Annotated in this window: 20 protein-coding genes; 8 read left to right on the forward strand and 12 right to left on the reverse strand. The window is 71.4% G+C overall.

Going from position 1 to position 18866, the window contains the following annotated elements; translation table 11 throughout:
* Positions 1 to 213: 213 nt before the first annotated feature.
* The 5 genes from ACGFW5_RS07595 to ACGFW5_RS07615 form a co-directional block, all read right to left on the reverse strand.
* The gene (locus tag ACGFW5_RS07595) at positions 214 to 1527 is read right to left on the reverse strand and encodes an MFS transporter (RefSeq protein ID WP_393833243.1); all 1314 of its coding nucleotides are present in this window, start codon (positions 1525 to 1527) and stop codon (positions 214 to 216) included.
* Between the two features lie 213 nt (positions 1528 to 1740).
* Complete coding sequence (locus ACGFW5_RS07600; protein WP_393833244.1) at positions 1741 to 2367, reverse strand: TetR/AcrR family transcriptional regulator; 627 nt, start codon at positions 2365 to 2367, stop codon at positions 1741 to 1743.
* Positions 2368 to 2471: 104 nt separating this feature from the next.
* On the reverse strand, positions 2472 to 3017 hold the full coding sequence (locus tag ACGFW5_RS07605) for a flavoprotein (RefSeq protein WP_393833245.1): 546 nt from the start codon (positions 3015 to 3017) through the stop codon (positions 2472 to 2474).
* 181 nt (positions 3018 to 3198) lie between these two features.
* Entirely contained in the window at positions 3199 to 3645 is a 447-nt protein-coding gene (locus ACGFW5_RS07610) for a hypothetical protein (RefSeq protein ID WP_393833246.1), read from the reverse strand.
* 22 nt (positions 3646 to 3667) lie between these two features.
* Positions 3668 to 4114: a GNAT family N-acetyltransferase gene (locus ACGFW5_RS07615; protein WP_393833247.1), complete on the reverse strand. Its 447-nt coding sequence runs from the start codon at positions 4112 to 4114 to the stop codon at positions 3668 to 3670.
* A 342-nt stretch (positions 4115 to 4456) separates the two neighbouring features.
* Between ACGFW5_RS07615 and ACGFW5_RS07620 the strand changes: the two genes are divergently transcribed.
* From ACGFW5_RS07620 to ACGFW5_RS07635, 4 genes are all read left to right on the forward strand, one after another.
* Positions 4457 to 5098 carry an HAD family hydrolase gene (locus tag ACGFW5_RS07620; RefSeq protein WP_393833248.1) on the forward strand — a complete coding sequence of 214 codons (642 nt, stop codon included), beginning with the start codon at positions 4457 to 4459 and terminating at the stop codon, positions 5096 to 5098.
* A gap of 106 nt (positions 5099 to 5204) precedes the next feature.
* Positions 5205 to 6386 carry a helix-turn-helix domain-containing protein gene (locus tag ACGFW5_RS07625; protein WP_393833249.1) on the forward strand — a complete coding sequence of 394 codons (1182 nt, stop codon included), beginning with the start codon at positions 5205 to 5207 and terminating at the stop codon, positions 6384 to 6386.
* A 93-nt stretch (positions 6387 to 6479) separates the two neighbouring features.
* Positions 6480 to 6911: a hypothetical protein gene (locus tag ACGFW5_RS07630; protein WP_393833250.1), complete on the forward strand. Its 432-nt coding sequence runs from the start codon at positions 6480 to 6482 to the stop codon at positions 6909 to 6911.
* Positions 6908 to 7072: a hypothetical protein gene (locus ACGFW5_RS07635; protein ID WP_393833251.1), complete on the forward strand. Its 165-nt coding sequence runs from the start codon at positions 6908 to 6910 to the stop codon at positions 7070 to 7072. Before ACGFW5_RS07630 ends, ACGFW5_RS07635 begins: the two co-directional genes overlap by 4 nt.
* A gap of 30 nt (positions 7073 to 7102) precedes the next feature.
* Here the strand turns inward: ACGFW5_RS07635 and ACGFW5_RS07640 are convergent, their stop codons facing one another.
* The 3 genes from ACGFW5_RS07640 to ureA are packed head-to-tail and all read right to left on the reverse strand — an operon-like array spanning position 7103 to position 10538.
* A complete protein-coding gene (locus tag ACGFW5_RS07640) occupies positions 7103 to 8140 on the reverse strand; it encodes an agmatine/peptidylarginine deiminase (RefSeq protein ID WP_393833252.1) in 1038 nt (345 codons plus the stop codon).
* Positions 8141 to 8151: 11 nt separating this feature from the next.
* Positions 8152 to 9834, reverse strand: coding sequence for an urease subunit alpha (locus tag ACGFW5_RS07645; RefSeq protein WP_393833253.1), 1683 nt, complete (start codon positions 9832 to 9834; stop codon positions 8152 to 8154).
* Complete coding sequence (ureA, locus tag ACGFW5_RS07650; RefSeq protein WP_393833254.1) at positions 9834 to 10538, reverse strand: urease subunit gamma; 705 nt, start codon at positions 10536 to 10538, stop codon at positions 9834 to 9836. The genes ACGFW5_RS07645 and ureA overlap by 1 nt, the downstream gene beginning before the upstream one ends.
* A gap of 127 nt (positions 10539 to 10665) precedes the next feature.
* Between ureA and ACGFW5_RS07655 the strand changes: the two genes are divergently transcribed.
* Entirely contained in the window at positions 10666 to 12102 is a 1437-nt protein-coding gene (locus ACGFW5_RS07655) for a cytosine permease (RefSeq protein WP_393833255.1), read from the forward strand.
* Between the two features lie 123 nt (positions 12103 to 12225).
* On the opposite strand, the gene ACGFW5_RS07660 is transcribed toward ACGFW5_RS07655, so the two are convergent.
* The 4 genes from ACGFW5_RS07660 to ACGFW5_RS07675 form a co-directional block, all read right to left on the reverse strand.
* Positions 12226 to 13326, reverse strand: a complete 1101-nt coding sequence (locus tag ACGFW5_RS07660) for a branched-chain amino acid aminotransferase (RefSeq protein ID WP_393833256.1) — start codon at positions 13324 to 13326, stop codon at positions 12226 to 12228.
* A gap of 237 nt (positions 13327 to 13563) precedes the next feature.
* Complete coding sequence (locus ACGFW5_RS07665) at positions 13564 to 14613, reverse strand: 3-isopropylmalate dehydrogenase (RefSeq protein ID WP_393833257.1); 1050 nt, start codon at positions 14611 to 14613, stop codon at positions 13564 to 13566.
* Between the two features lie 104 nt (positions 14614 to 14717).
* On the reverse strand, positions 14718 to 14846 hold the full coding sequence (locus tag ACGFW5_RS07670) for a hypothetical protein (protein WP_114038331.1): 129 nt from the start codon (positions 14844 to 14846) through the stop codon (positions 14718 to 14720).
* A gap of 193 nt (positions 14847 to 15039) precedes the next feature.
* A complete protein-coding gene (locus ACGFW5_RS07675; RefSeq protein ID WP_393833258.1) occupies positions 15040 to 16479 on the reverse strand; it encodes an MFS transporter in 1440 nt (479 codons plus the stop codon).
* 91 nt (positions 16480 to 16570) lie between these two features.
* Between ACGFW5_RS07675 and ACGFW5_RS07680 the strand changes: the two genes are divergently transcribed.
* The 3 genes from ACGFW5_RS07680 (at position 16571) to ACGFW5_RS07690 (ending at position 18737) form a co-directional block, all read left to right on the forward strand.
* Positions 16571 to 17527 carry a LysR family transcriptional regulator gene (locus ACGFW5_RS07680; protein WP_393833259.1) on the forward strand — a complete coding sequence of 319 codons (957 nt, stop codon included), beginning with the start codon at positions 16571 to 16573 and terminating at the stop codon, positions 17525 to 17527.
* 134 nt (positions 17528 to 17661) lie between these two features.
* Positions 17662 to 18009 (forward strand): PadR family transcriptional regulator, encoded by a 348-nt coding sequence (locus ACGFW5_RS07685; protein ID WP_350232838.1) that lies wholly within the window; start codon positions 17662 to 17664, stop codon positions 18007 to 18009.
* Positions 18006 to 18737, forward strand: a complete 732-nt coding sequence (locus tag ACGFW5_RS07690; protein WP_393833260.1) for a hypothetical protein — start codon at positions 18006 to 18008, stop codon at positions 18735 to 18737. The genes ACGFW5_RS07685 and ACGFW5_RS07690 overlap by 4 nt, the downstream gene beginning before the upstream one ends.
* Positions 18738 to 18866: the final 129 nt, after the last annotated feature.

Below are 18866 nucleotides of genomic sequence, written 5' to 3' on the forward strand. Positions count from 1 at the left end.
TAAACGAAAAGACCCCTCGCGGGTGCGAGAGGTCTGCGCGCGGGTCTGGGGCACGATGCCGCTGCCGCGGGGGATTTCCACGGTTCAGCGATCACTGCGGACCGGCGCGCTGCTGTCCATAATCATGACGGAAGCGAGCACGCTGGCAGTCTGCCATACGGGCCGCGGGCGCCGAGACGGGGTCTCACCATCCGGGCGCCCTCCCGACCTGCGCTAATTCGACGCGACCGGCTCCACGCGCGGGCTGAGCGGTTCTTCCTTCACCCGGTTGAGGTCGATGTCACGCGTCTCGCGCATGGTGAGGTACACGACCAGCGACACCGCCGCGCAGCCCGCCACGTACCAGTAGAAGCCGGACTCGACGCCCGCCTTCTTGAACCAGAGCGCCACGTATTCGGCGGTCCCGCCGAACAGCGCGTTCGCCAGGGCGTAGGGCAGGGCGACGCCGAGCGCACGGATGCCGGTCGGGAAGAGCTCGGCCTTCACACAGGCGTTGATCGAGGTGTAGCCGGTGACCACGACCAGGGCCAGCAGGGCGAGGCCGAAGGCCGGCCAGAAGGTCCCGGCGTGCTTGAGCATCGTCATGATCGGCACGGTCAGGAAGGTCGAGCCGACGGCGAAGGTGATCAGGAGGGGCCGGCGTCCGATCCGGTCGGAGAGCGCGCCCGCCAGTGGCTGGAGGCACATGAAGACGAACAGCGCGCAGAAGCTGACCAGTGAGGCGGTGGACTTCTCCATGCCGGCGCTCTTGGAGAGGAACTTCGTCAGGTACGTCGTGTACGTGTAGTACGCGACGGTGCCGCCCATCGTGAGCGCCATGACCAGCAGGGCCTCGCGCCGGTGTGCCCACAGCGCCTTGAGGGTGCCGCGGTCCTCGTCCCCGGCGGCGCCCGACTCCTCGTACACCTCGGTCTCCAGCATGGAGCGGCGCAGGTAGAAGACGATGGCCGCGCCGAGCGCGCCGACGATGAAGGGGATGCGCCAGCCCCAGCTGTGCAGGGCCGCGTCCGAGAGGCTGCGTTGCAGGACGATCTGGAGGCCGAGCCCGACGAGCTGGCCCGCGGTCATCGACACGTACTGGAAGCTGGAGGCGAAGCCGCGCTTCGCGGGGTCGGATGCCTCGGTGAGGTAGGTGGCGCTGGCCGCGTACTCGCCGCCGACCGAGAGCCCCTGGAGCAGCCGGGCCACCAGCAGGACGGCCACTCCTCCGTATCCGGCGACGGAATACGTCGGCGCGATCGCGATCAGGACGGCGGACGCGGACATCAGGGTCACGGTCAGGGTGAGCGCGGCCTTGCGGCCCTTGCGGTCGCCGATCCGGCCGAGCAGCCAGCCGCCGACCGGCCGCATGAAGAAGCCGACCGCGAAGATCCCCATGGTGTTCATGAGGTTGGCGGTCTCGTTGCCCTTCGGGAAGAACGCGTCCGCGAAGTACACGGCGAACGTGGCGTACACGAACCAGTCGAACCACTCGACCATGTTGCCGGCCGAACCGACCCAGATCTTCTTCCAGTGCTCTCGTCCCATGGACGCTCACGGTGGCGCAGCGGGGCCCGTGCGACAAGGAGTGCGGCCGCAACGATCGGGCGTACTTACGTGCGTTGCGTTCCCGGCAGGGGGGTGCGCGGCGCGGCGGGTCAGGGGCGTGCGGGGCTGCCCGGCGCGGCGCGTCAGGGGCGTGCGGGGTTGCCCGGTGCCGGACGCATCAGGGGCGTGCGGGGTTGCCCGGTGCCGGACGCATCAGGGGCGCATGGCGCTGCCGGGTGCCGGACGCATCAGCGACTCGTCCACGAACTCCCTCACGTGGCGCAGGACTTGCTCCCTTCCCGTGCCGGGCAGGCCGACCGCGACGTGGACGCTGAACCCGTCGAGCAGGGCGCGCAGCCGGGCGGCGAAGCGATCGGCGTCGACCGGGCGGAACTCGCCGCGCGAGACGCCTTCGGCGACTATCGCGACCAGGTCGCGGTGCCAGGCCCCCTCGATGGCGGCCTGCCGCACGCGTGCGCCGCCGTCGGCGTTCTGCGAGCGGTTCCAGACCTCCAGCCACAGGATCCAGTGCGGATCGCGCGGGCCGTCGGGCACGTACAGGTCCACGTAGGCGTCGAGCCGCTGCCGTACGGTGCCGGGCCGGGCGAGCAGCGCGCGCCGCTCGTCCCCGAGCCGGCCCTCGCTCCATTCCAGGGTCTGGAGCAGGAGCTCGTCCTTGGTGCGGAAGTAGTAGAGGAGGTGCCCGCTGGACATGCCGACCTCACGGCCGAGCCCGGCCATGGTGAGCCCGTCGAGTCCGCGTTCGGCGATGGTGGCCATGGCGGCGGCGAGCAGTTCCTCGCGGGGCGGTGCGGTGTTGCGGCGGCGCGGTGCGTTCACCCGTATGTTCTACCCGATCGCCCGGCCGGCCCCGGCCATCCGGCCACCGGGCCGGGACGCATCCCGCGTGTCACGCGGCGGGGGCGCGGCAGGTGGGCCCGCCGTCACGGCCCGGCCGTGGCCTCGACGGCGTCCAGCGCGATGTGCCAGGGGTAACCCCCGGGAGGCTGTTCGCCGGGCTGGTTCGGTACGAAGCCGGTGTCGGCGCCGTAGAGCACGGCCACCCCGGCCGAGCGCAGCACTTCGATGGACTGCTCGAACTGGGGGTGCCGGGCATAGGCGGCGTTCACACAGGGCATGGCCAGGGTCGGTATCCGCTTGCCGATCGCCTCGGCGGCCACCCCCGCCACGAAGGACGAAGTCAGCCCTAATGCCCAGGAGTTGAGCGTGTTGAAGGTGGCCGGCGCGAAGAGGATCACGTCGGCGGCCGGCCAGGCGTCCGGCTCCCCCGGCCTCCTGTACCGCGACCGCACCGGATGCCCGGTCAGGGTGGCGAGCCCCGACAGGGACTCCTCGACCCAGGACGCCGCGGCGGGCGTGAGCCCCAGACACACGTCCCACCCCCTGGCTTGCAGCGACTCGATCACCGATGCGACCTCGAAGACGGGCGGGGCGGCGGAGCAGAACAGGTAGATGGTCCGTGAATTCATGCGCCCCAGTCGATCACATCGGGCCTGTGCGACCCCGGCTCGCCGCCGACGATCCCCTCGCGCACCACCCTGCACGGCACGGCCCTGGCTCGGCCCGCGCTGCTACGCGCCGGTGGCGTCGGAGGCCGGGCGGCGCGCCTGCCACTAGGTGCGCGGCTCAGCGATGACCCGCCCAAGTCCGTCACACCGGCACGATCAAGCGCGGCTTGCCCCGTTCCGCCGTGTAGTTGAGGGTCTGCCACGTGCCGGCCGAGGGCTCGGTGGAGTGCGGGAATCCGATGGTCATCGAGGTGTGGTCGACCAGCCACCTGTTCCGCGCGTGGTAGGCAGGACCGCCCAGTTCGGCCGCACCGAGTTCGATGACGTCATCGATGCGTCCCCTGGCCCGGGCGATGGCTCGGCGTGCTTCGACGGGCTGCTGGGCGACGGTGCCCGGCGCCACGACGGTGAGGCGCGCATCGGTGTTCTCGGCCAGCCAGGCCAGTGTCAGGGTGTCGATGCCCTTGGCGCCGCCGACGTAGAAGTGTCCGTCAGCGAATGGGGCGAGATAGGCGGCGAAGAGGGCGCCGTAGTCGTGCCGGGGACGGTGTTCGGTCGTACGTGTTCCCGTGATGGCCACCGCCCGCATGCCGGCTCCGCTCCGTGAGCTGTCAGATCGTCACCCTGTAGAACACTTTGCCCGTGTGCTGCGGCGCACCAAGCGCTTCGTACAGGGCCAAGGCAGGCGGGTTGTCGGTGTCCGCCGTCCACTCGACACGAGAACACCCGGCTTCGGCCGCCGCTGCCTCGATCGCGTCCATGAGCGCCCGCGCGACACCCTGACGGCGAGCGTGGCCGCGCACGTACAGCTCCTTGAGGTAGAGAGAGGTGTCCGCGCCGGCTGCCGGCCACAACAACGAGTACGAGGCGAGGCCGAGGACACGGCCGCCGTCGCGGGCCAACAGGCAGTGCGCGGCCGGGTGCTCGCCGAACAGCGCGGCACGGATTTCGGTGACGGGCGGACGGACGTTGTCACCACCGTAGTACGCCTCGGTCTCACCCAGGATCTCGGCGATCACGTCCAGGTCGCACTCCGTCGCGGAACTGATCTGCACCATTGCCGGCCCTCTCGCCCTGGGGCAACGCCAACACCTCGCGCAGCGCCCGCACCTCTGGCACGGTCCGCGCCTCGGGCAGCCTAGCGATCAGCCCGGAGGCGGGGTACAACTCCAGTTATTCGTTCCTGGCGTCCGTGATCGGGATGGGGCGGCTCGGGCTGGGCCTGAACCACCACGACGCCGGGGCGCGCGAAGGCGGCGACGATGTCGACGTGGCCCCGTCGCCTACGTGGATGGCGCCACCCTCGTTGGGGAAGGTGACGTCGGGGCCGGGCCACGCCATCCAGGTCCGCTCGTGCGGAGCTCACTCGGCGGGTATCGGCGACCCGTATCGTGGTCCTGGTGATTGAGACCATCGTCCTCGACGTCGGCGAAACCCTCGTCCGCGACGACCGGTACTGGGCCGCTTGGGCCGACTGGCTCGGCTACCCCCGGCACACGGTCTCCGCGCTGGTCGGCGCCGTCGTCACTCGCGGGTGCGACAACGCCGATGCCCTACGTCTGCTCAAGCCCGGCATCGACCTCCCGGCCGCCTACGCGGCGAGGGAGGCGGCCGGCCGCGGCGAATACCTGGACGAGACGGACCTGTACGACGACGTCCGGCCCGCTCTCGGAGCTCTTCGCGAACGTGGCGTCCGCGTGGTGATCGCCGGAAACCAGACGGCCCGTGCGGGCGAACTCCTGCGCGGTCTCGATCTGCCCTCCGATCTGGTCGTCACCTCCGGAGAATGGGGCGCCGCCAAGCCCCAACCGGCCTTCTTCGAACGGGTCCTTGAGGTAGCGCAGGCCGGGCCACACGCCACCCTGTACGTCGGCGACCATCCGCAGAACGACATCTTCCCCGCGAAAGACGCGGGCCTGCTGACGGCGCATCTGCGGCGCGGGCCGTGGGGCCACTGGTGGGCGGACCACCCAGACGTTGTTGCGGCGGCGGACTGGCGCATCAACTCGCTCACCCAGCTGGCGACGATCATCACTGCTTGATCGCAACAGGCCGCTTCCGCATACCTGTTACAGGTCGCGGTGACTACACAAGCGGGGCTCGCCCGCGCGGGTACGGTTCGCAGTGCAGCCCCGAACGGAGTTCAGTATGCCCGCCGACCCCATGCACGAGGTAGGCCACCGCATCGCCGCGACCCGTCGTGCCAGACGCCTCACCCAGCCGCAGCTGGCCGATGCCGCCCACCTCTCTCTCAGTATGCTCAGGAAGATCGAGCAGGGCAGTCGAGTGCCCAGCGCAGGCACTCTCGATGCCATCGCTTCCGCCCTCATGGCAGACCCCTCGCGACTGCTCACCGGCGACGCACGACACGACAATCGCGTACGGAGCATGCTGCCGGCTTTGTCGGCGGTCATTGCCACCCACGACATGCCCGGCGACGGCCCCGTGCGCCCGACCTGCGAGTTGGCCACGCGGGTAGGAACGGCTGCCCAGTGGCGGCTCGGTGCCCAATATCTGCGCATCGCCCAGCACCTGCCCGCGCTTCTCGACGACCTCGCACGCGCCCTGCCTGCGGCTTCCGCGTGCCAGCGGCCGGGGATCGCCGAACTGCTCGTCACCGCCTACCGGGCGGCCGACGCCGTAGCCTACAAATACGGCGCCTGCGATCTCTCCGCCCGCCTGATCGACCTCATGCGCTGGGCCGCCGCACAGGCCGAGAACGATCTCGTCCACGCGTCCGTCGCCTACGTCCGCACCGAGACGTTCTTCGCAGCTCGCGCCCACACGAGCGGCCTGCGCCACCTGGAACATGCCATCGATGCTGCTCCAGCCGCCACCGACGCTCAGCGGAGAGCAGCGCGCGGCGCCCTCCATATGAGGGCCGCCGTCATCGCGGGCCGCGCCGGCGATCTGGACGCGGCCGACACCCACCTTGCCGAGGCCAGAACGCTGGGTGACAGCGTGACCGAAGCCGTCTATCACGGCACGGCATTCGGACCGGACAGCGTGCGCATCCACGAAGTGGCCGTGGCCGTCAGCCTCGGCAGCGCTCAAGTCGCCCGGGCGCTGGACATGGCCCACTCCTGGCTCCCGCCCGCATCGATGCCGGCGGAGCGGCGCTCCGGCTTCTACATCGACCTGGCCCGGATCCAGCTCTGGGCCGGGATGGTGGACGACTCCTTCGAATCACTGAAGACCGCCCGCCACATCGCTCCCCAGCACACCCGCGAACACCCTTGGGCGCGGGAAGACACCGCGACCCTACGCCGCTTGAAGCGCGCGGGTTCCGAATCGCTGACCCGCTTCGCCGAGTGGATCGGCGCCGTCTGAGCCGACACCGAGTGACACAGGGTGTGTCACTTGCGGGCCTTCCCGAAGCGCATGATCTCTCCGTCCTCGGCAAACAGGCAGACGGGAGCGGTCATGGCCGACGGAGACCTGGCGCCGACCCTGGCCGCCGCAAGAGTCCACGCCCAGTGGCTGCCCCCGAGAGGCACTGTCTGGCACGTTGCCGGAGGCGAGCACTGGGATGTCGTGCGTGCGCCGCTCAGCCTTGCCCTCGCCGCGCTGGAACTTCTCGGCGACGACTGCGGAGCCGTGATCTGCGACCCGTGGGCCCGCACGCTGCACTTCCTGGTCGAGCCCTCCAGCACCGCCGACTGGCAGGTGCCTAGGACGACCGCCGGCAGCACCGCGACCTACCTGACCGTGCCGCCGCTCGACGGACGCGACCCCCAGCTGCACTGGAAACGGTCTCCGACCCAGGACCGCGTCATCACCGACACCGAACTACTTCGCACGGCCCTCGCAGGGGCTGTCGCTCACCAACTCGGGCCCAGAACGGAGAAGCCATGACCTTCAGCCACCACATCAGGTTCTGCCTCTACTGCGACCGCCCCATCGAAGGCGTAGCCATCAAGGTCAGCGACGCCAGCCGGCTCGGTGCGCCCAGCGGGGCCAGGGTGGACGACTTTCGGCACGTCAAGGGGGATCCGGCGTGCCGGCCGCGTCGGTGACTGCGCGCCGGCCGGTCGCTCCCCGCAGGGCTACACCTTCGGCTGCTGCTGCGTAATGCAGTGAATACCTCCCCCACCTGCGAATATCGTGCGCGCATCAACCAGCGTCACCGTCCGCTCGGGGAAGAGGCGGCGGAAGATCCCCGCCGCGTTCTCGTCGCGCGGGTCGTCGAAGGCGCACAGGACGACCCCGCCGTTGCAGAGGTAGTGGTTGATGTACGAGTAGTCGACCCAGCCGTGGTCGTCCTGGACGACCGTCGGGGCCGGGATCTCGACGACCTCCAGGGTGCGGCCCCGCGCGTCCTTCTGGGCGCGGAGCAACGCCACGTTCTCCTTGCAGAGTTCGTGGTCGGGGTGGGACGGGTCGGGCTGGGTGTGCACCACCACGACGCCGGGGCGGGCGAAGGCGGCGACGATGTCGACGTGGCCGAGCGTGCCGTAGCCGTGCGGCGGATAGTCGGCGGTGAGGCCGCGCCGCAGCCAGATCGCCTTGCGGGTGCCGAGCATCGCGTGGATCTCCGTCTCGACCTCCTCGCGGGTCCAGTCGGGGTTGCGCTCGGGGCCGAGCTGCACCGTCTCGGTGAGCAGCACCGTGCCCTCGCCGTCGACGTGGATGGCGCCGCCCTCGTTGACCAGGCGCGAGGTGTACGTACGCGCACCGGCGAGGTCGCAGACGTGGGCGCCGATCTTCGCGTCGTGCTCCCAGGTCGCCCAGTCCTGGGCGCCCCAGCCGTTGAACGTCCAGTCCACGGCGGCCAGTCCGCCCTTGCCGTCGGTGAGGAAGGTGGGGCCGATGTCCCGCATCCACGCGTCGTCGAGTTCGCGCTCGACGAGCTCGATGTCGGGGCCGAGGAGCGCGCGGGCGCCCTCCGCCTGGCCGGGGCCGACCACCATGGTGACCGGCTCGAAGCGGCGTACCGCGCGGGCGACCGATGCCCAGGCGGCGCGGGACTCGGCGAGTTCGGCCTCGTTCGGGAAGGTGACGTTGGGGCCGGGCCACGCCATCCAGGTCCGCTCGTGCGGAGCCCACTCGGCGGGCATGCGGAAGCCGTCGGCGGCAGCAGACATCAGGGTGGTCCTTACAGGAAGTAGAGGCGGTTGAGCGAGACGGATTCGGCCGGCTCGGAGCGCAGCGGGTCGCCGTCGAGAGTGACGAGGCCGGTGGCGCCGTCCACGCCGACCGACCCGGTACGGGAGTTGAGGAGGAGGTCGGCGGGGCCGATGCCCCGGGTGCCGCGGACCGCGACCCGGCGGCGCCGGGTGGGCAGCTGGTCGCCGCCCTGGTCGACGGCGGCCTTGGCCACGAAGGCGACGGACAGCTCGGCCGGTGTGCCGCCGTGGGCGCCGAACAGGGGGCCGAGCACGAGGGGTTCGCAGGTGTCGGTCGCGGCGTTGGGGTCGCCGGTGACGCCCCAGGCGGGGAAGCCCGACTTGAGGACCATCTGGGGCTTGGCGCCGAAGTAGGCCGGGCGCCACAGCACGATGTCGGCCATCTTGCCGGGTTCGATGGAGCCGATCTCGTGGGAGAGGCCGTGTGCGATGGCGGGGTTGATGGTCAGCTTGGCGATGTAGCGCAGGACGCGCGCGTTGTCGTCGTCCGGCCCGTCACCCTCCAGGGGGCCGAGCTCGGCCTTCATCTTCCCGGCCATCGCGAACGTACGCCGTACGGTCTCGCCGGCGCGGCCCATGCCCTGCGCGTCGGAGGAGGTGATGCCGATCGCGCCCAGGTCGTGCAGCACGTCCTCGGCGCCCATCGTGCCCGCGCGGATCCGGTCGCGGGCCATCGCCGCGTCGCCCGGCAGGTCGGTCTTCAGGTCGTGGACCGAGACGATCATGCCGTAGTGCTCGGCGACCGCGTCCCGGCCGAAGGGGAGCGTGGGGTTGGTGGAGGAGCCGATGACGTTCGGAACGCCCGCCATCTTCAGGACGTTCGGGACGTGGCCGCCGCCGCAGCCCTCGATGTGGAAGGCGTGGATCGTGCGGCCTTCGAGGACCTTCAGGGTGTCCTCGACGGTGAGGCATTCGTTCAACCCGTCGCTGTGCAGGGCGACTTGGACGTCGTGCTCCTCCGCGACCCGCAGCGCCGTGTCGAGCGCCCGGGTGTGCGCGCCCATGTCCTCGTGGACCTTGAAGCCGCAGGCGCCGCCCTCGGCGAGCGCTTCCACGAGTGGCGCCCCGTTGGAGGACGAACCCCGGCCGAGGAAGCCGATGTTGACCGGCCAGGCGTCGAACGACGCGAAGGCGCCCCGCAGCGCCCACGGCGAGTTGACGCCGACGCCCCAGACCGGGCCGAACTCCTGGCCGATGATCGTGGTGACGCCGGAGGCGAGCGAGGCCTCCATGATGCGCGGGGACAGCAGGTGCACATGGGGGTCGACGGCTCCGGCGGTGGCGATGAGCCCTTCGCCGGAGACGATCGAGGTGCCGGTGCCGACGACCACGTCGACACCATCGAGGGTGTCCGGGTTGCCGGCCCGACCGACGGAGACGATCCGTCCCTCGCGGATGCCGATGGACGTCTTGCGGATGCCCTGCACCGCGTCGATCACGAGGACGTTGCTGATGACGACGTCGCACGTCTCGCGCACGGCGGCGGCCTTCAGGTGCAGTCCGTCGCGGGCCGTCTTGCCGAAGCCGGCCAGGAACTCGTCACCGGGGCGCTGGGCGTCCGACTCGACGCGGACGGTCAGGCCCGAGTCCCCGAGCCGGATCCGGTCCCCGGTGCGGGGGCCGTGCACGGATGCGTACTCGTACGGGTCCATCACTTCTCTCCCTCTCGCGGCTCGCGCGAGCCGGTCCCCAGGTATCCGCAGGCGGCGGCCCTGCGCAGGGCCTCGTCCTTCGCGCCGGGCGCGTCCAGCGGGCCGCCGACGAGGCCCGCGAACCCGATCGCGACGCGGTCGCCGCCGATGGGCACGAGGCCGACCTCCGCGCTCTCGCCCGGCCCGAACCGCACCGAGGACCCGGCCGGCACGCACAGCCGCATACCGTAGGCCGCGGCCCGGTCGAAGTCGAGCCGCGGGTTGGCCTCGAAGAAGTGGAAGTGCGAGGTGACCGAGATCGGCACGATTGCCGTGTTGGTCACGGTGAGCAGCACGTCGGGGGCCGCCTCCGGGTAGCCCTCGCCGGGCAGCAGCGCGCCGGGCGCGTCCTGGCCGGCCGTGCCGCCGATGGGGTCGGAGACCACCGCGAGCCGGGAGCCGTCGTCGAAGACGGCCTCCACATGGACCTCGGTGACCACGTCGGACACTCCGGGCAGCACGTCGTCGGGGCCGAGCACGGACCGGGCCGCCTCGATGGCCTCGGCGAGCCGCCTGCCGTCGCGGGCCGCCTCGCAGACGGTGTCCGCGATCAGGGCGGTCGCCTCGGGCACGTTCAGCCGCAGTCCCCGGGCCCTGCGGGCCCTCGCCAGTTCCGCCGCGCCGAACAAAAGCAGCCGGTCACGCTCCGTCGGGGTCAGTCGCACGCCACCACACCTCCTGTTTGAACGCCACTCTAACCAGAGATTTCCGTGACGGGAAGCATTGACGGCACCGCTTGGCATGAGTCACATTGAGCGCCACTCAAACCCCCCGAGAGTGAGAGGCACCGGCATGCCCATAGAACAGCGCGGAGTCGATACGGTCCCGGAGGCGGAACGCACCAGCGGGCCGCGTGATCTCGTGTCGATCCTGCTCGGCTCGAACCTCTGTCTCGGGGTGATCATCTTCGGCTGGCTGCCGGTCTCCTTCGGCCTCGGCTGGTGGGCCTCCGTCAGCGCGGTGATCGCAGGAACCGTGGTCGGCACCCTGCTCACCGCGCCGCTCGCCCTGGTGTCGCTGCGCACGGCCACCAACCTGTCGACGTCGTCCGGCGCCCAATTCGGCGTACGGGGACGGCTGGTGGGCTCCGTCGTCGGCCTGCTGCTCTCGCTCGGCTACACCGCCCTGACGGTATGGATCGGCGGCGACGCCATGACGGGCGTCCTGCACCGCATGGTCGGCCTGCCGACGGGCGGCGTCTCGTACGGCATCGTGTACGCGCTGCTCGCCGCGGCCACCGTGATCGGCGCGGTCTACGGCTACCGGGTGCTGCTGCGCCTCTCGCGCATCCTGGCCGTGGTGATGACGGCCCTGCTGATCCTCGGAGTCTTCGCGTACGCACCGCACTTCAGCACCGCAGCGCTGCCCGGCGCCGGGGGCTATCTGCTCGGCTCGTTCTGGCCGACCTGGCTGTTCGCGCTCGTCGCGGCCGGGCTCAGCGGGCCCATCGCGTTCATCACGCTGCTCGGCGACTACACCCGCTACATCTCCCCCACCCGCCACCGTCCGCGCCGCGTCCTGCACGCCACCTGGCTCGGTCTGACGGCGGGTCTGCTCGTGCCGCAGCTCTTCGGTACGTTCACGGCGTACGCCGCCCGCGCGGCCACCGACTACGCGGGGCCGCTGGTCTCGGCCGCCCCCGGCTGGTACCTGGTGCCGCTGCTGCTGTCGGCCTCCGCGGGCTCGGTGGGCAACGCGGGCCTGATGCTGTACTCGATGGGGCTCGACCTCGACGCGATCCTGCCGCGCGCCTCGCGCACCCAGGCGACGTTCGCGGTGGCGGGCGTCGCCACGGTGTGCGTGTTCGCGGGCCACTTCGCCTGGGACGCACAGGCCGCGATGACGTCGTTCGTGCTGCTGCTCACCGCGATCGGCACCCCGTGGGCGGTGATCACCCTGATCGGCTTCGTACGCTGTCGCGGCGTGTACGACGCGGACGCCCTCCAGGTCTTCAACCGCCGCTCGCGGGGCGGGATTTACTGGTACCGGGCCGGCTGGAACCCGCGCGCGGTGATCTCCTGGGCGCTCGGCGCGGGCGTGGGCCTGCTCGCGGTCTCGCTCCCCACCTATCAGGGCCCGATCCTGAGCTGGACCGGCGGGGTGGACTGCAGCTTCCTGCTGTCGGGCCTGGTGGGCGGCGCGGCGTACCTGGCGCTGACGGCCGGCTCCCGCGCCGCCGAGAAGGCCGCCCCGGAGCTGGACCCCGAGGCGGCCTTGGTCGAGGGCTGAGCGCCCCCCGTCCCGAGGGCGCGCGGAACTGCGCGCCCAACCCGGGGCGGGCCTCAGCCGAAGCGCATACAGCTCCTCCGGCGTTGAGGAACGGGGGGCCGGGGGCGGGCCCCCGGACACGACCTAGCCCAGCGGGTGCATCCAGCCGTGCGGGTCGGGCGCCTGGCCGGTCTGGAGGTCGAGCAGCGCCTTACGGAGCTTCATCGTGACCTCGCCGGGCTGCCCGTCGCCCTGGGTCCAGTTGTGGCGGGCCGACTTCACCGAGCCGACCGGGGTGATCACCGCGGCGGTGCCGCACGCGAAGACCTCGGTCAGGGTGCCGTTCTCGTTGTCGCGCTTCCAGTCCTCCGTGGAGATCCGGCCCTCGACGGCCTCGTACCCGAGGTCGCGGGCGATCTTCAGGAGGGAGTCGCGGGTGATGCCGGGCAGCAGCGAGCCGGTCAGCTCGGGCGTGACGATCCTCCGCGTGCCGTCTTCCTGCCCGTACACGAAGTACAGGTTCATGCCGCCCATCTCCTCGATCCAGCGGTGCTCGACGGCGTCGAGCCAGACCACCTGGTCGCAGCCGTGCTGGGCGGCCTCGGCCTGGGCGACGAGGGAGGCCGCGTAGTTGCCGCCCGTCTTGGCGGAGCCGGTGCCGCCCTTGACGGCACGCACGTACTCCTCGGACAGCCAGACCGAGACGGGCTTCACGCCGCCGGGGAAGTAGGCGCCGGCCGGGGAGGCGATCACGATGAACAGGTACTCGTTGGCCGGCTTCACGCCGAGGCCGACCTCGGTGGCGATCATGAAGGGACGCAGGTAGAGCGAGGCCTCGCCGGAGGAGGGGACCCACGCCTTGTCCTGCTGGATCAGCGCGTCACAGGCGGCGATGAACAGGTCGACGGGAAGCTCGGGCATCGCGATGCGGCGGGCCGAGTTCTGGAAGCGCTCGGCGTTGGCCTCGGGCCGGAACGTGGCGACCGTGCCGTCGGGCTGGCGGTACGCCTTCAGGCCCTCGAAGATCGTCTGCGCGTAGTGCAGCGTCATGTTCGCCGGGTCCATGGACAGCGGGGCGTACGGCACCAGCTGGGCGTCGTGCCAGCCGCGGCCCTCGGTCCAGCGGACCGTCACCATGTTGTCGGTGAAGTGGCGGCCGAAACCGGGGCTGGCCAGAATCGCCTCGCGCTCCGCGTCGGACAGCGGGTGCGAGGTGGGCTTGAGCTCGATCGTGGGCGTCGTCATGAGTGCTGTGTCCTTCACCGGTGGATAGTGACGGACCGCGCTCACGCCGCCGGCTGTGCTGGACGTCCGAGCTGCGCCGCATGCCGCGGCCCTGGTCCGATTATCACTCTCGGCCGGGGCTCGGACATAACGGTGTGATGTGCGGTCCGGGATTGATGGTGTCACCCGGTGGCCGCATGCGAAAAGCCGCCGGGTGCGAAATGCGGCCCGGCGGCTGTTACGCGTGTTTCGCCGGGGCTAGCCGGCTACTCGTGCGGCGAGCGCGTCGCCGATCTCGTCCGTCGTGCGGACCGAGGTGCCGCGGTCCGCCAGATCGGCGGAGACGGCGCTCTCGATGCGGGCCGCCTCGGCCTCGTACCCGAGGTGGCGCAGGAGCAGCGCCACGGACAGGATCGTCGCCGACGGGTCGGCCTTGCCCTGGCCCGCGATGTCCGGGGCGGAGCCGTGCACCGGCTCGAACATCGAGGGGAACGCGCCGCTCGGGTTGATGTTGCCCGAGGCCGCGACGCCGATGCCGCCGGAGACGGCCGCGGCGAGGTCGGTGATGATGTCGCCGAAGAGGTTGTCGGTGACGATCACGTCGAAGCGCGCGGGGTCGGTGACGAGGAAGATCGTCGCCGCGTCCACGTGCAGATAGTCGGTGGTGACGTCGGGGAACTCGGTGGCCACCTGGTTGAAGATGTTCGTCCACAGGTGACCGGCGTAGGCCAGGACGTTGTTCTTGTGGACCAGGGTCAGCTTCTTGCGCGGGCGGGCCTGGGCGCGGGCGAAGGCGTCACGCACCACGCGCTCGACACCGAAGGCGGTGTTGACCGACACCTCGGTGGCGACCTCGTGCGGCGTGCCGGTACGGATCGAACCGCCGTTGCCGGTGTAGGGGCCCTCGGTGCCCTCGCGTACGACGATGAAGTCGATCTCGGGCTGACCGGCGAGCGGGGTGGCGACGCCGGGGAGCAGCCTGCTGGGGCGGAGGTTGACGTAGTGGTCGAACAGGAAGCGGAGCTTCAGCAGGAACCCGCGCTCCAGGACGCCGGACGGGACCGAGGGGTCGCCGATCGCGCCGAGCAGGATCGCGTCGTGCTGCTTGAGCTCGGTGACGTCGGCGTCGGTGAGGGTTTCACCGGTGGCGTGGTAGCGCCGGGCGCCGAAGTCGAACTCCCTGGTCTCCAGCTTCACGTCCTGCGGGAGGACGGACCTGAGGACCTTGAGGCCCTGGGCCACGACCTCCTGGCCGATGCCGTCACCGGGGATCACTGCGAGATTGATGCTGCGAGAACTTGCCGACATGGGGGAACCCTACTGGCCGTCCCAAGCGCTGACACCCGATGTCCACAGTGTGGACATCGGGATGTCCCAGGAAGGGCTCGCCGCCGGGGCGGGACGGGCCGGGCTCAGTGGCCCGTGGCGCCGCCGTTGTCCCTGCGGTCGAGGGCGCGCTGGAGGGCAGCCGCGGCGTTCTTGCGGTCGGACTCGCTGCTGCGCGAAGAGTGGCGGACTCGGCGGACGGGCTGCTTGACCATGGGGATTCGACTCCTCTGCGGGAAGGTCCGGGGACGGGCCCCGGCGGATGCAGTGAGGTGCCGGAAGGGGCGGGGAGCGCTGCCGCAGGGGTTGCCTGCCTGGGGGCATCGCGCTCACGACCGCCCTTCGCTGGATCAGCGAGACGTTCGGCTCCTACCAAGCTAAGCCCTGCACCGGAGCCTGTCTCCACACTTACTCGGACTTCCTACTATCTGAGACGGCGGTGCTCCTCGGGGCGGGTCGCGACGGCTGTGCGAGCCGGGTGCGCACCGCGTCGCCCGCTCCCTTGCGCAGCCGCAGCGCGCCCGCGGCGGGGATCAGACAGACCGCGCCGAGCAGGCAGAACGCCACCGCGTAGGCGCCGGACGGACTGTCGGTGCGGGCGCCGCCCAGGCGCAGGGCGACGGTCGCCACGGCCACCCCGAGCCCCGCGGCGAGCTGGTTGGCGGTGGCCGACAGCGCGTTGGCGTCACGCAGCCGTTCGGGTGCCATGTCGCTGAACGCGATGGTGGAGTAGCAGGTCAGGCCGAGCGAGCGGGCGGCGCCGCCGAGCAGGACGAGAGCGGCGGTCAGGGGGACCGGGGTGGCGGCGCCGAGCAGGGCGCAGCCGGCCACGGCGACGGCGAGCCCCAGGGTGGCGACGAGGAGCAGCGGGCGGAACCCGAAACGGTTGAGGAGCGGGGTGGTGGCGGGCTTGATCGCGATGTTGCCGACGAAGACGAACAGCACCACCGCCCCGGACTTCACCGCGCTCCACCCGAACACCTCCTGGAAGAGCAGGGGCAGCAGGAAGGGCATGGCGGCGACCACGACCCAGAAGAGCGAGCCGCCGCTCACCGCGGCCCGGAACGTGGCCACGTCGAGGGTGCGCAGATTCACCAACGGGTGCGCCGCACGCAGCAGATGACGTCCGGCCGCGGCCAGCGCGACGGCGGCGAGCGCGGCGACGGCGGCGGCCTCCACCCAGCCCCTGTCGGTCTCGGCGACCAGATGGGCGGCCCAGGTCAGGGCGGCAAGCCCGGTGCAGCTGAGCAGCACGCCGGGCACGTCGAGCGGCGGCGGGGTCGCGGTGGGCTTCGCCGCCACCAGGCGCCGGGCGACGGCGAACGCGGCCGCGCCGAGCGGGATGTTGATCAGGAACATCCAGTGCCAGGTGGCGTACGTGGTGAGCAGCCCGCCGAGCAGCGGGGCGACGACCGGCGCCATGAGGCCGGGCCACACGATGTACGCCATGACCTTGGGAATGTCGGTCTTGGCGGTCCCGTCGAGCACCACGAGCCGGCCGACCGGCACCATCAGGGCGCCGCCCGCCCCTTGCAGGACGCGCATCGCGACGAGCATGCCGAGGCTGCCGCTCGCGGCGCAGCACGCCGAGGCGAGGGTGAACAGGACGATGGCGGTGAGGAAGATCCGTCGGGCGCCGTAGCGGGCGGTGAGCCAGCCACTGAGCGGTATGAGCACGGCGAGGGTCAGCAGATACACGGTGATGACCAGGCCGACGGATGCGGGCGTGGTGCCGAGGGAGGCGGCCATCTGCGGGGCGGCGGTGGCCACGATGGTGCCGTCGAGCATCTCCATGAAGAAGCAGCCCGCGACGAGGAGGGCGGTGGCGCGCTGTCGGGTGTCGAGCATGGCTTCAGCGTGGCGGCCGCCATTGCTGCACACAAGGTCCGGTTGTTCATGCGAGGCGTGCGCGGGATGCAGCACTCGGCATACTGGGGGCATGCCACAGCTGCCGGACATGAACCTGCTGCCCGCGCTCGACGCCCTGCTGCGCGCCGGGAGCGTGGCGGGGGCCGCCGCCGAGATGCGCATCTCACCGTCCGCGATGAGCCGGACCCTCGCCCGGCTGCGCCGGGTGGTGGGCGACGACCTGCTCGTACCGTCGGGGCGCGGCCTGGTCCTGACGCCGCGCGCCCACGAGCTGCGGCCCCGCGTCGAGGCGGCCCTCGCATCGGCCGTGGCCGCCCTGCGCCCGCCTCCCCCGCTCGAACTGGCCACGTTGTCACGCGAGTTCACCATCCGCACCAATGACGGAGTGGCCGTCATCTTCGGGCCGGCCCTGACGGCGCGGGTGCTGCGGGACGCGCCCGGCGTACGCCTTCGCATCCTGCCCGAGGGCGACGAGAACCCGGCGGACCTGCGGGACTTCATCGATCTGGACGTCGGACAGATGGGCGACCTGCCGCACGACATCCGCACCGAACCGCTCGGCGCGTACGGCTATGCGGCGGTGGTGCGCGCGGACGGGCCGTACGCGCACGAGCGGTTGACACCGGAGCGGTTCGCCGCGCTCCCCCACATCACCGTCACCCGGCGCGGCCGGGTGCGCAGCGTGGTCGACGAGCGGCTTGCCGCACTCGGCCTGACCCGGGACGTGCTGGCCACCGCGCCCACGTACACGGCGGCCTGCTTCTTCGCGCTGCGCTCCGACGCCCTCGCCCTTGTGCCCCGCCTCTTCGCCCTGGAGGCGGCCCGGGCGATGCCGCTCGCCGTCCTCGACATCCCCCTCGACCTGCCGGCCAGCCGGTTCACGCAGGCCTGGCACATCCGGGTGGACGCGGACCCGGCGCAGCGGTGGCTGCGGGGAGTGCTCACCCAGATCGTCGCGGGCCTCGACCGGGACGACCCGGCTCCCCCGCCCGGGCCGGACAGCGGCGGCATGACGTCAGGCCCATGACCGTATCGATCACCGCTCAGCAGAGCGTCCGGCCCCAAGGGCTTCCCACCCGGGCCGACTTCGAGCTCGCGTCACCTCCAGCCGACATGGCCACCTAGGTTGCATTCCTATCTAGGTGGTGCTGGAATACAGGTATGGCCGCAGACCGCAGATCCAGCTGGCTCAAGGGCGTCCTCGACCTCCTCGTCCTGTCCTGTCTCGTCGATGGCGAGAGCTACGGGTATGAGATCTCCAAGGCGCTCACCGCCGCGGGGCTCGGGGAGATCAAGGGCGGCACCCTCTACCCCGTGCTCAACCGCCTCGAAGAAGCCGGCCTCGCCGTCGGTGAGTTCCGGGCGGCCGAGCGCGGGCCGGGGCGCCGCTACTACCGCCTGACCGACGACGGACGCCGGGCACTTGCCGAACAGGGCGCTTCCTGGCGGGAGTTCCACGCGGCCGTCACGACCATGCTCACCAGCACGCTTCCAGGGGGACCCGCGTGACCACCGCGTACTTCACCGAACTGAGCCGCCTCCTCGCCGAGCGCAAGATGCCCGCGCCAAAGGTGGCGGCGACGGTCGCCGATCTGGAGGGCTACCTCGCGGAGTCGGGATCGGCCGACGCCCACGAGGAGTTCGGGGCGCCGGACGTCTTCGCCGACCGCCTGACCCGGGGCCGCGCCGCCGAGCCGCCCGCGACCAGGCAGGAGACGTGGAAGTGGACCGCCGACATCTACACCGACCGGCGTCTGCTGAACGAGCACGGGGCGCAGGGCTGGGAGGTGGAGGGGGTGGATTCCCTGGGGCGTTTCGTGTGCCGCAGGCCCGACGCCGCGATGCGCTGGGAGTACCGGCGCGAGACCGCGCGGGGCGCCAAGGAGCGTGAGGCCCAGCGCGCCGGGTTCGCGCCGGACGGCTGGGAGCCGTGCGGCCGCTGGCTGCACATCACGTACTACAAGCGCCCGGCCTCGGCCAGTGCCGGCCCGGCCGCCGCGCTGACCGCGCCCCCGCCGGCGCCCGCCCGGACCCTGTTCTTCAGCGCCAAGTTCCGCGCTCTGGCAGCGGTGTTCGTGGTGTGCGTGACGCTGATGGTGATGCTTTTCGGCTTCGGCCTGGTCGACCTGGACGGGCCCTGGGCCTGCGCCCGCCTGCTCGGCGCGGCCGTGGTGGGCCTCGTGCTCGGCTGGTTCGGCATCAACCGGGACCTCGCCCGGGGGACCGAGAGCCGCTGACCCCCAGGACCCCGGCGGCCCGGGACCTCGGCGGCCCGGGGCGCCGGACCCGGAGCGCTCGCGCCACGCCGCGCTCCTTTCAAGTCACCTACGTGCCAAGGGACTTGGACCGGACCAAGTCCTTGGCCA

Origin of the sequence: Streptomyces sp. NPDC048416 (assembly GCF_043200435.1) — a bacterium.
Classification (GTDB): Bacteria; Actinomycetota; Actinomycetes; order Streptomycetales; family Streptomycetaceae; genus Streptomyces.

Bases quoted from the DNA above. Each gene is read 5' to 3' on its own strand.
- ACGFW5_RS07595 (WP_393833243.1), bottom strand. From the start codon at position 1,527: ATGGGACGAGAGCACTGGAAGAAGATCTGGGTCGGTTCGGCCGGCAAC.
- ACGFW5_RS07605 (WP_393833245.1), bottom strand. From the start codon at position 3,017: ATGAATTCACGGACCATCTACCTGTTCTGCTCCGCCGCCCCGCCCGTC.
- ACGFW5_RS07610 (WP_393833246.1), bottom strand. From the start codon at position 3,645: ATGCGGGCGGTGGCCATCACGGGAACACGTACGACCGAACACCGTCCC.
- ACGFW5_RS07615 (WP_393833247.1), bottom strand. From the start codon at position 4,114: ATGGTGCAGATCAGTTCCGCGACGGAGTGCGACCTGGACGTGATCGCC.
- ACGFW5_RS07625 (WP_393833249.1), top strand. From the start codon at position 5,205: ATGCCCGCCGACCCCATGCACGAGGTAGGCCACCGCATCGCCGCGACC.
- ACGFW5_RS07630 (WP_393833250.1), top strand. From the start codon at position 6,480: ATGGCCGACGGAGACCTGGCGCCGACCCTGGCCGCCGCAAGAGTCCAC.
- ACGFW5_RS07635 (WP_393833251.1), top strand. From the start codon at position 6,908: ATGACCTTCAGCCACCACATCAGGTTCTGCCTCTACTGCGACCGCCCC.
- ACGFW5_RS07640 (WP_393833252.1), bottom strand. From the start codon at position 8,140: ATGTCTGCTGCCGCCGACGGCTTCCGCATGCCCGCCGAGTGGGCTCCG.
- ACGFW5_RS07645 (WP_393833253.1), bottom strand. From the start codon at position 9,834: ATGGACCCGTACGAGTACGCATCCGTGCACGGCCCCCGCACCGGGGAC.
- ACGFW5_RS07655 (WP_393833255.1), top strand. From the start codon at position 10,666: ATGCCCATAGAACAGCGCGGAGTCGATACGGTCCCGGAGGCGGAACGC.
- ACGFW5_RS07660 (WP_393833256.1), bottom strand. From the start codon at position 13,326: ATGACGACGCCCACGATCGAGCTCAAGCCCACCTCGCACCCGCTGTCC.
- ACGFW5_RS07665 (WP_393833257.1), bottom strand. From the start codon at position 14,613: ATGTCGGCAAGTTCTCGCAGCATCAATCTCGCAGTGATCCCCGGTGAC.
- ACGFW5_RS07670 (WP_114038331.1), bottom strand. From the start codon at position 14,846: ATGGTCAAGCAGCCCGTCCGCCGAGTCCGCCACTCTTCGCGCAGCAGC.
- ACGFW5_RS07675 (WP_393833258.1), bottom strand. From the start codon at position 16,479: ATGCTCGACACCCGACAGCGCGCCACCGCCCTCCTCGTCGCGGGCTGC.
- ACGFW5_RS07680 (WP_393833259.1), top strand. From the start codon at position 16,571: ATGCCACAGCTGCCGGACATGAACCTGCTGCCCGCGCTCGACGCCCTG.
- ACGFW5_RS07685 (WP_350232838.1), top strand. From the start codon at position 17,662: ATGGCCGCAGACCGCAGATCCAGCTGGCTCAAGGGCGTCCTCGACCTC.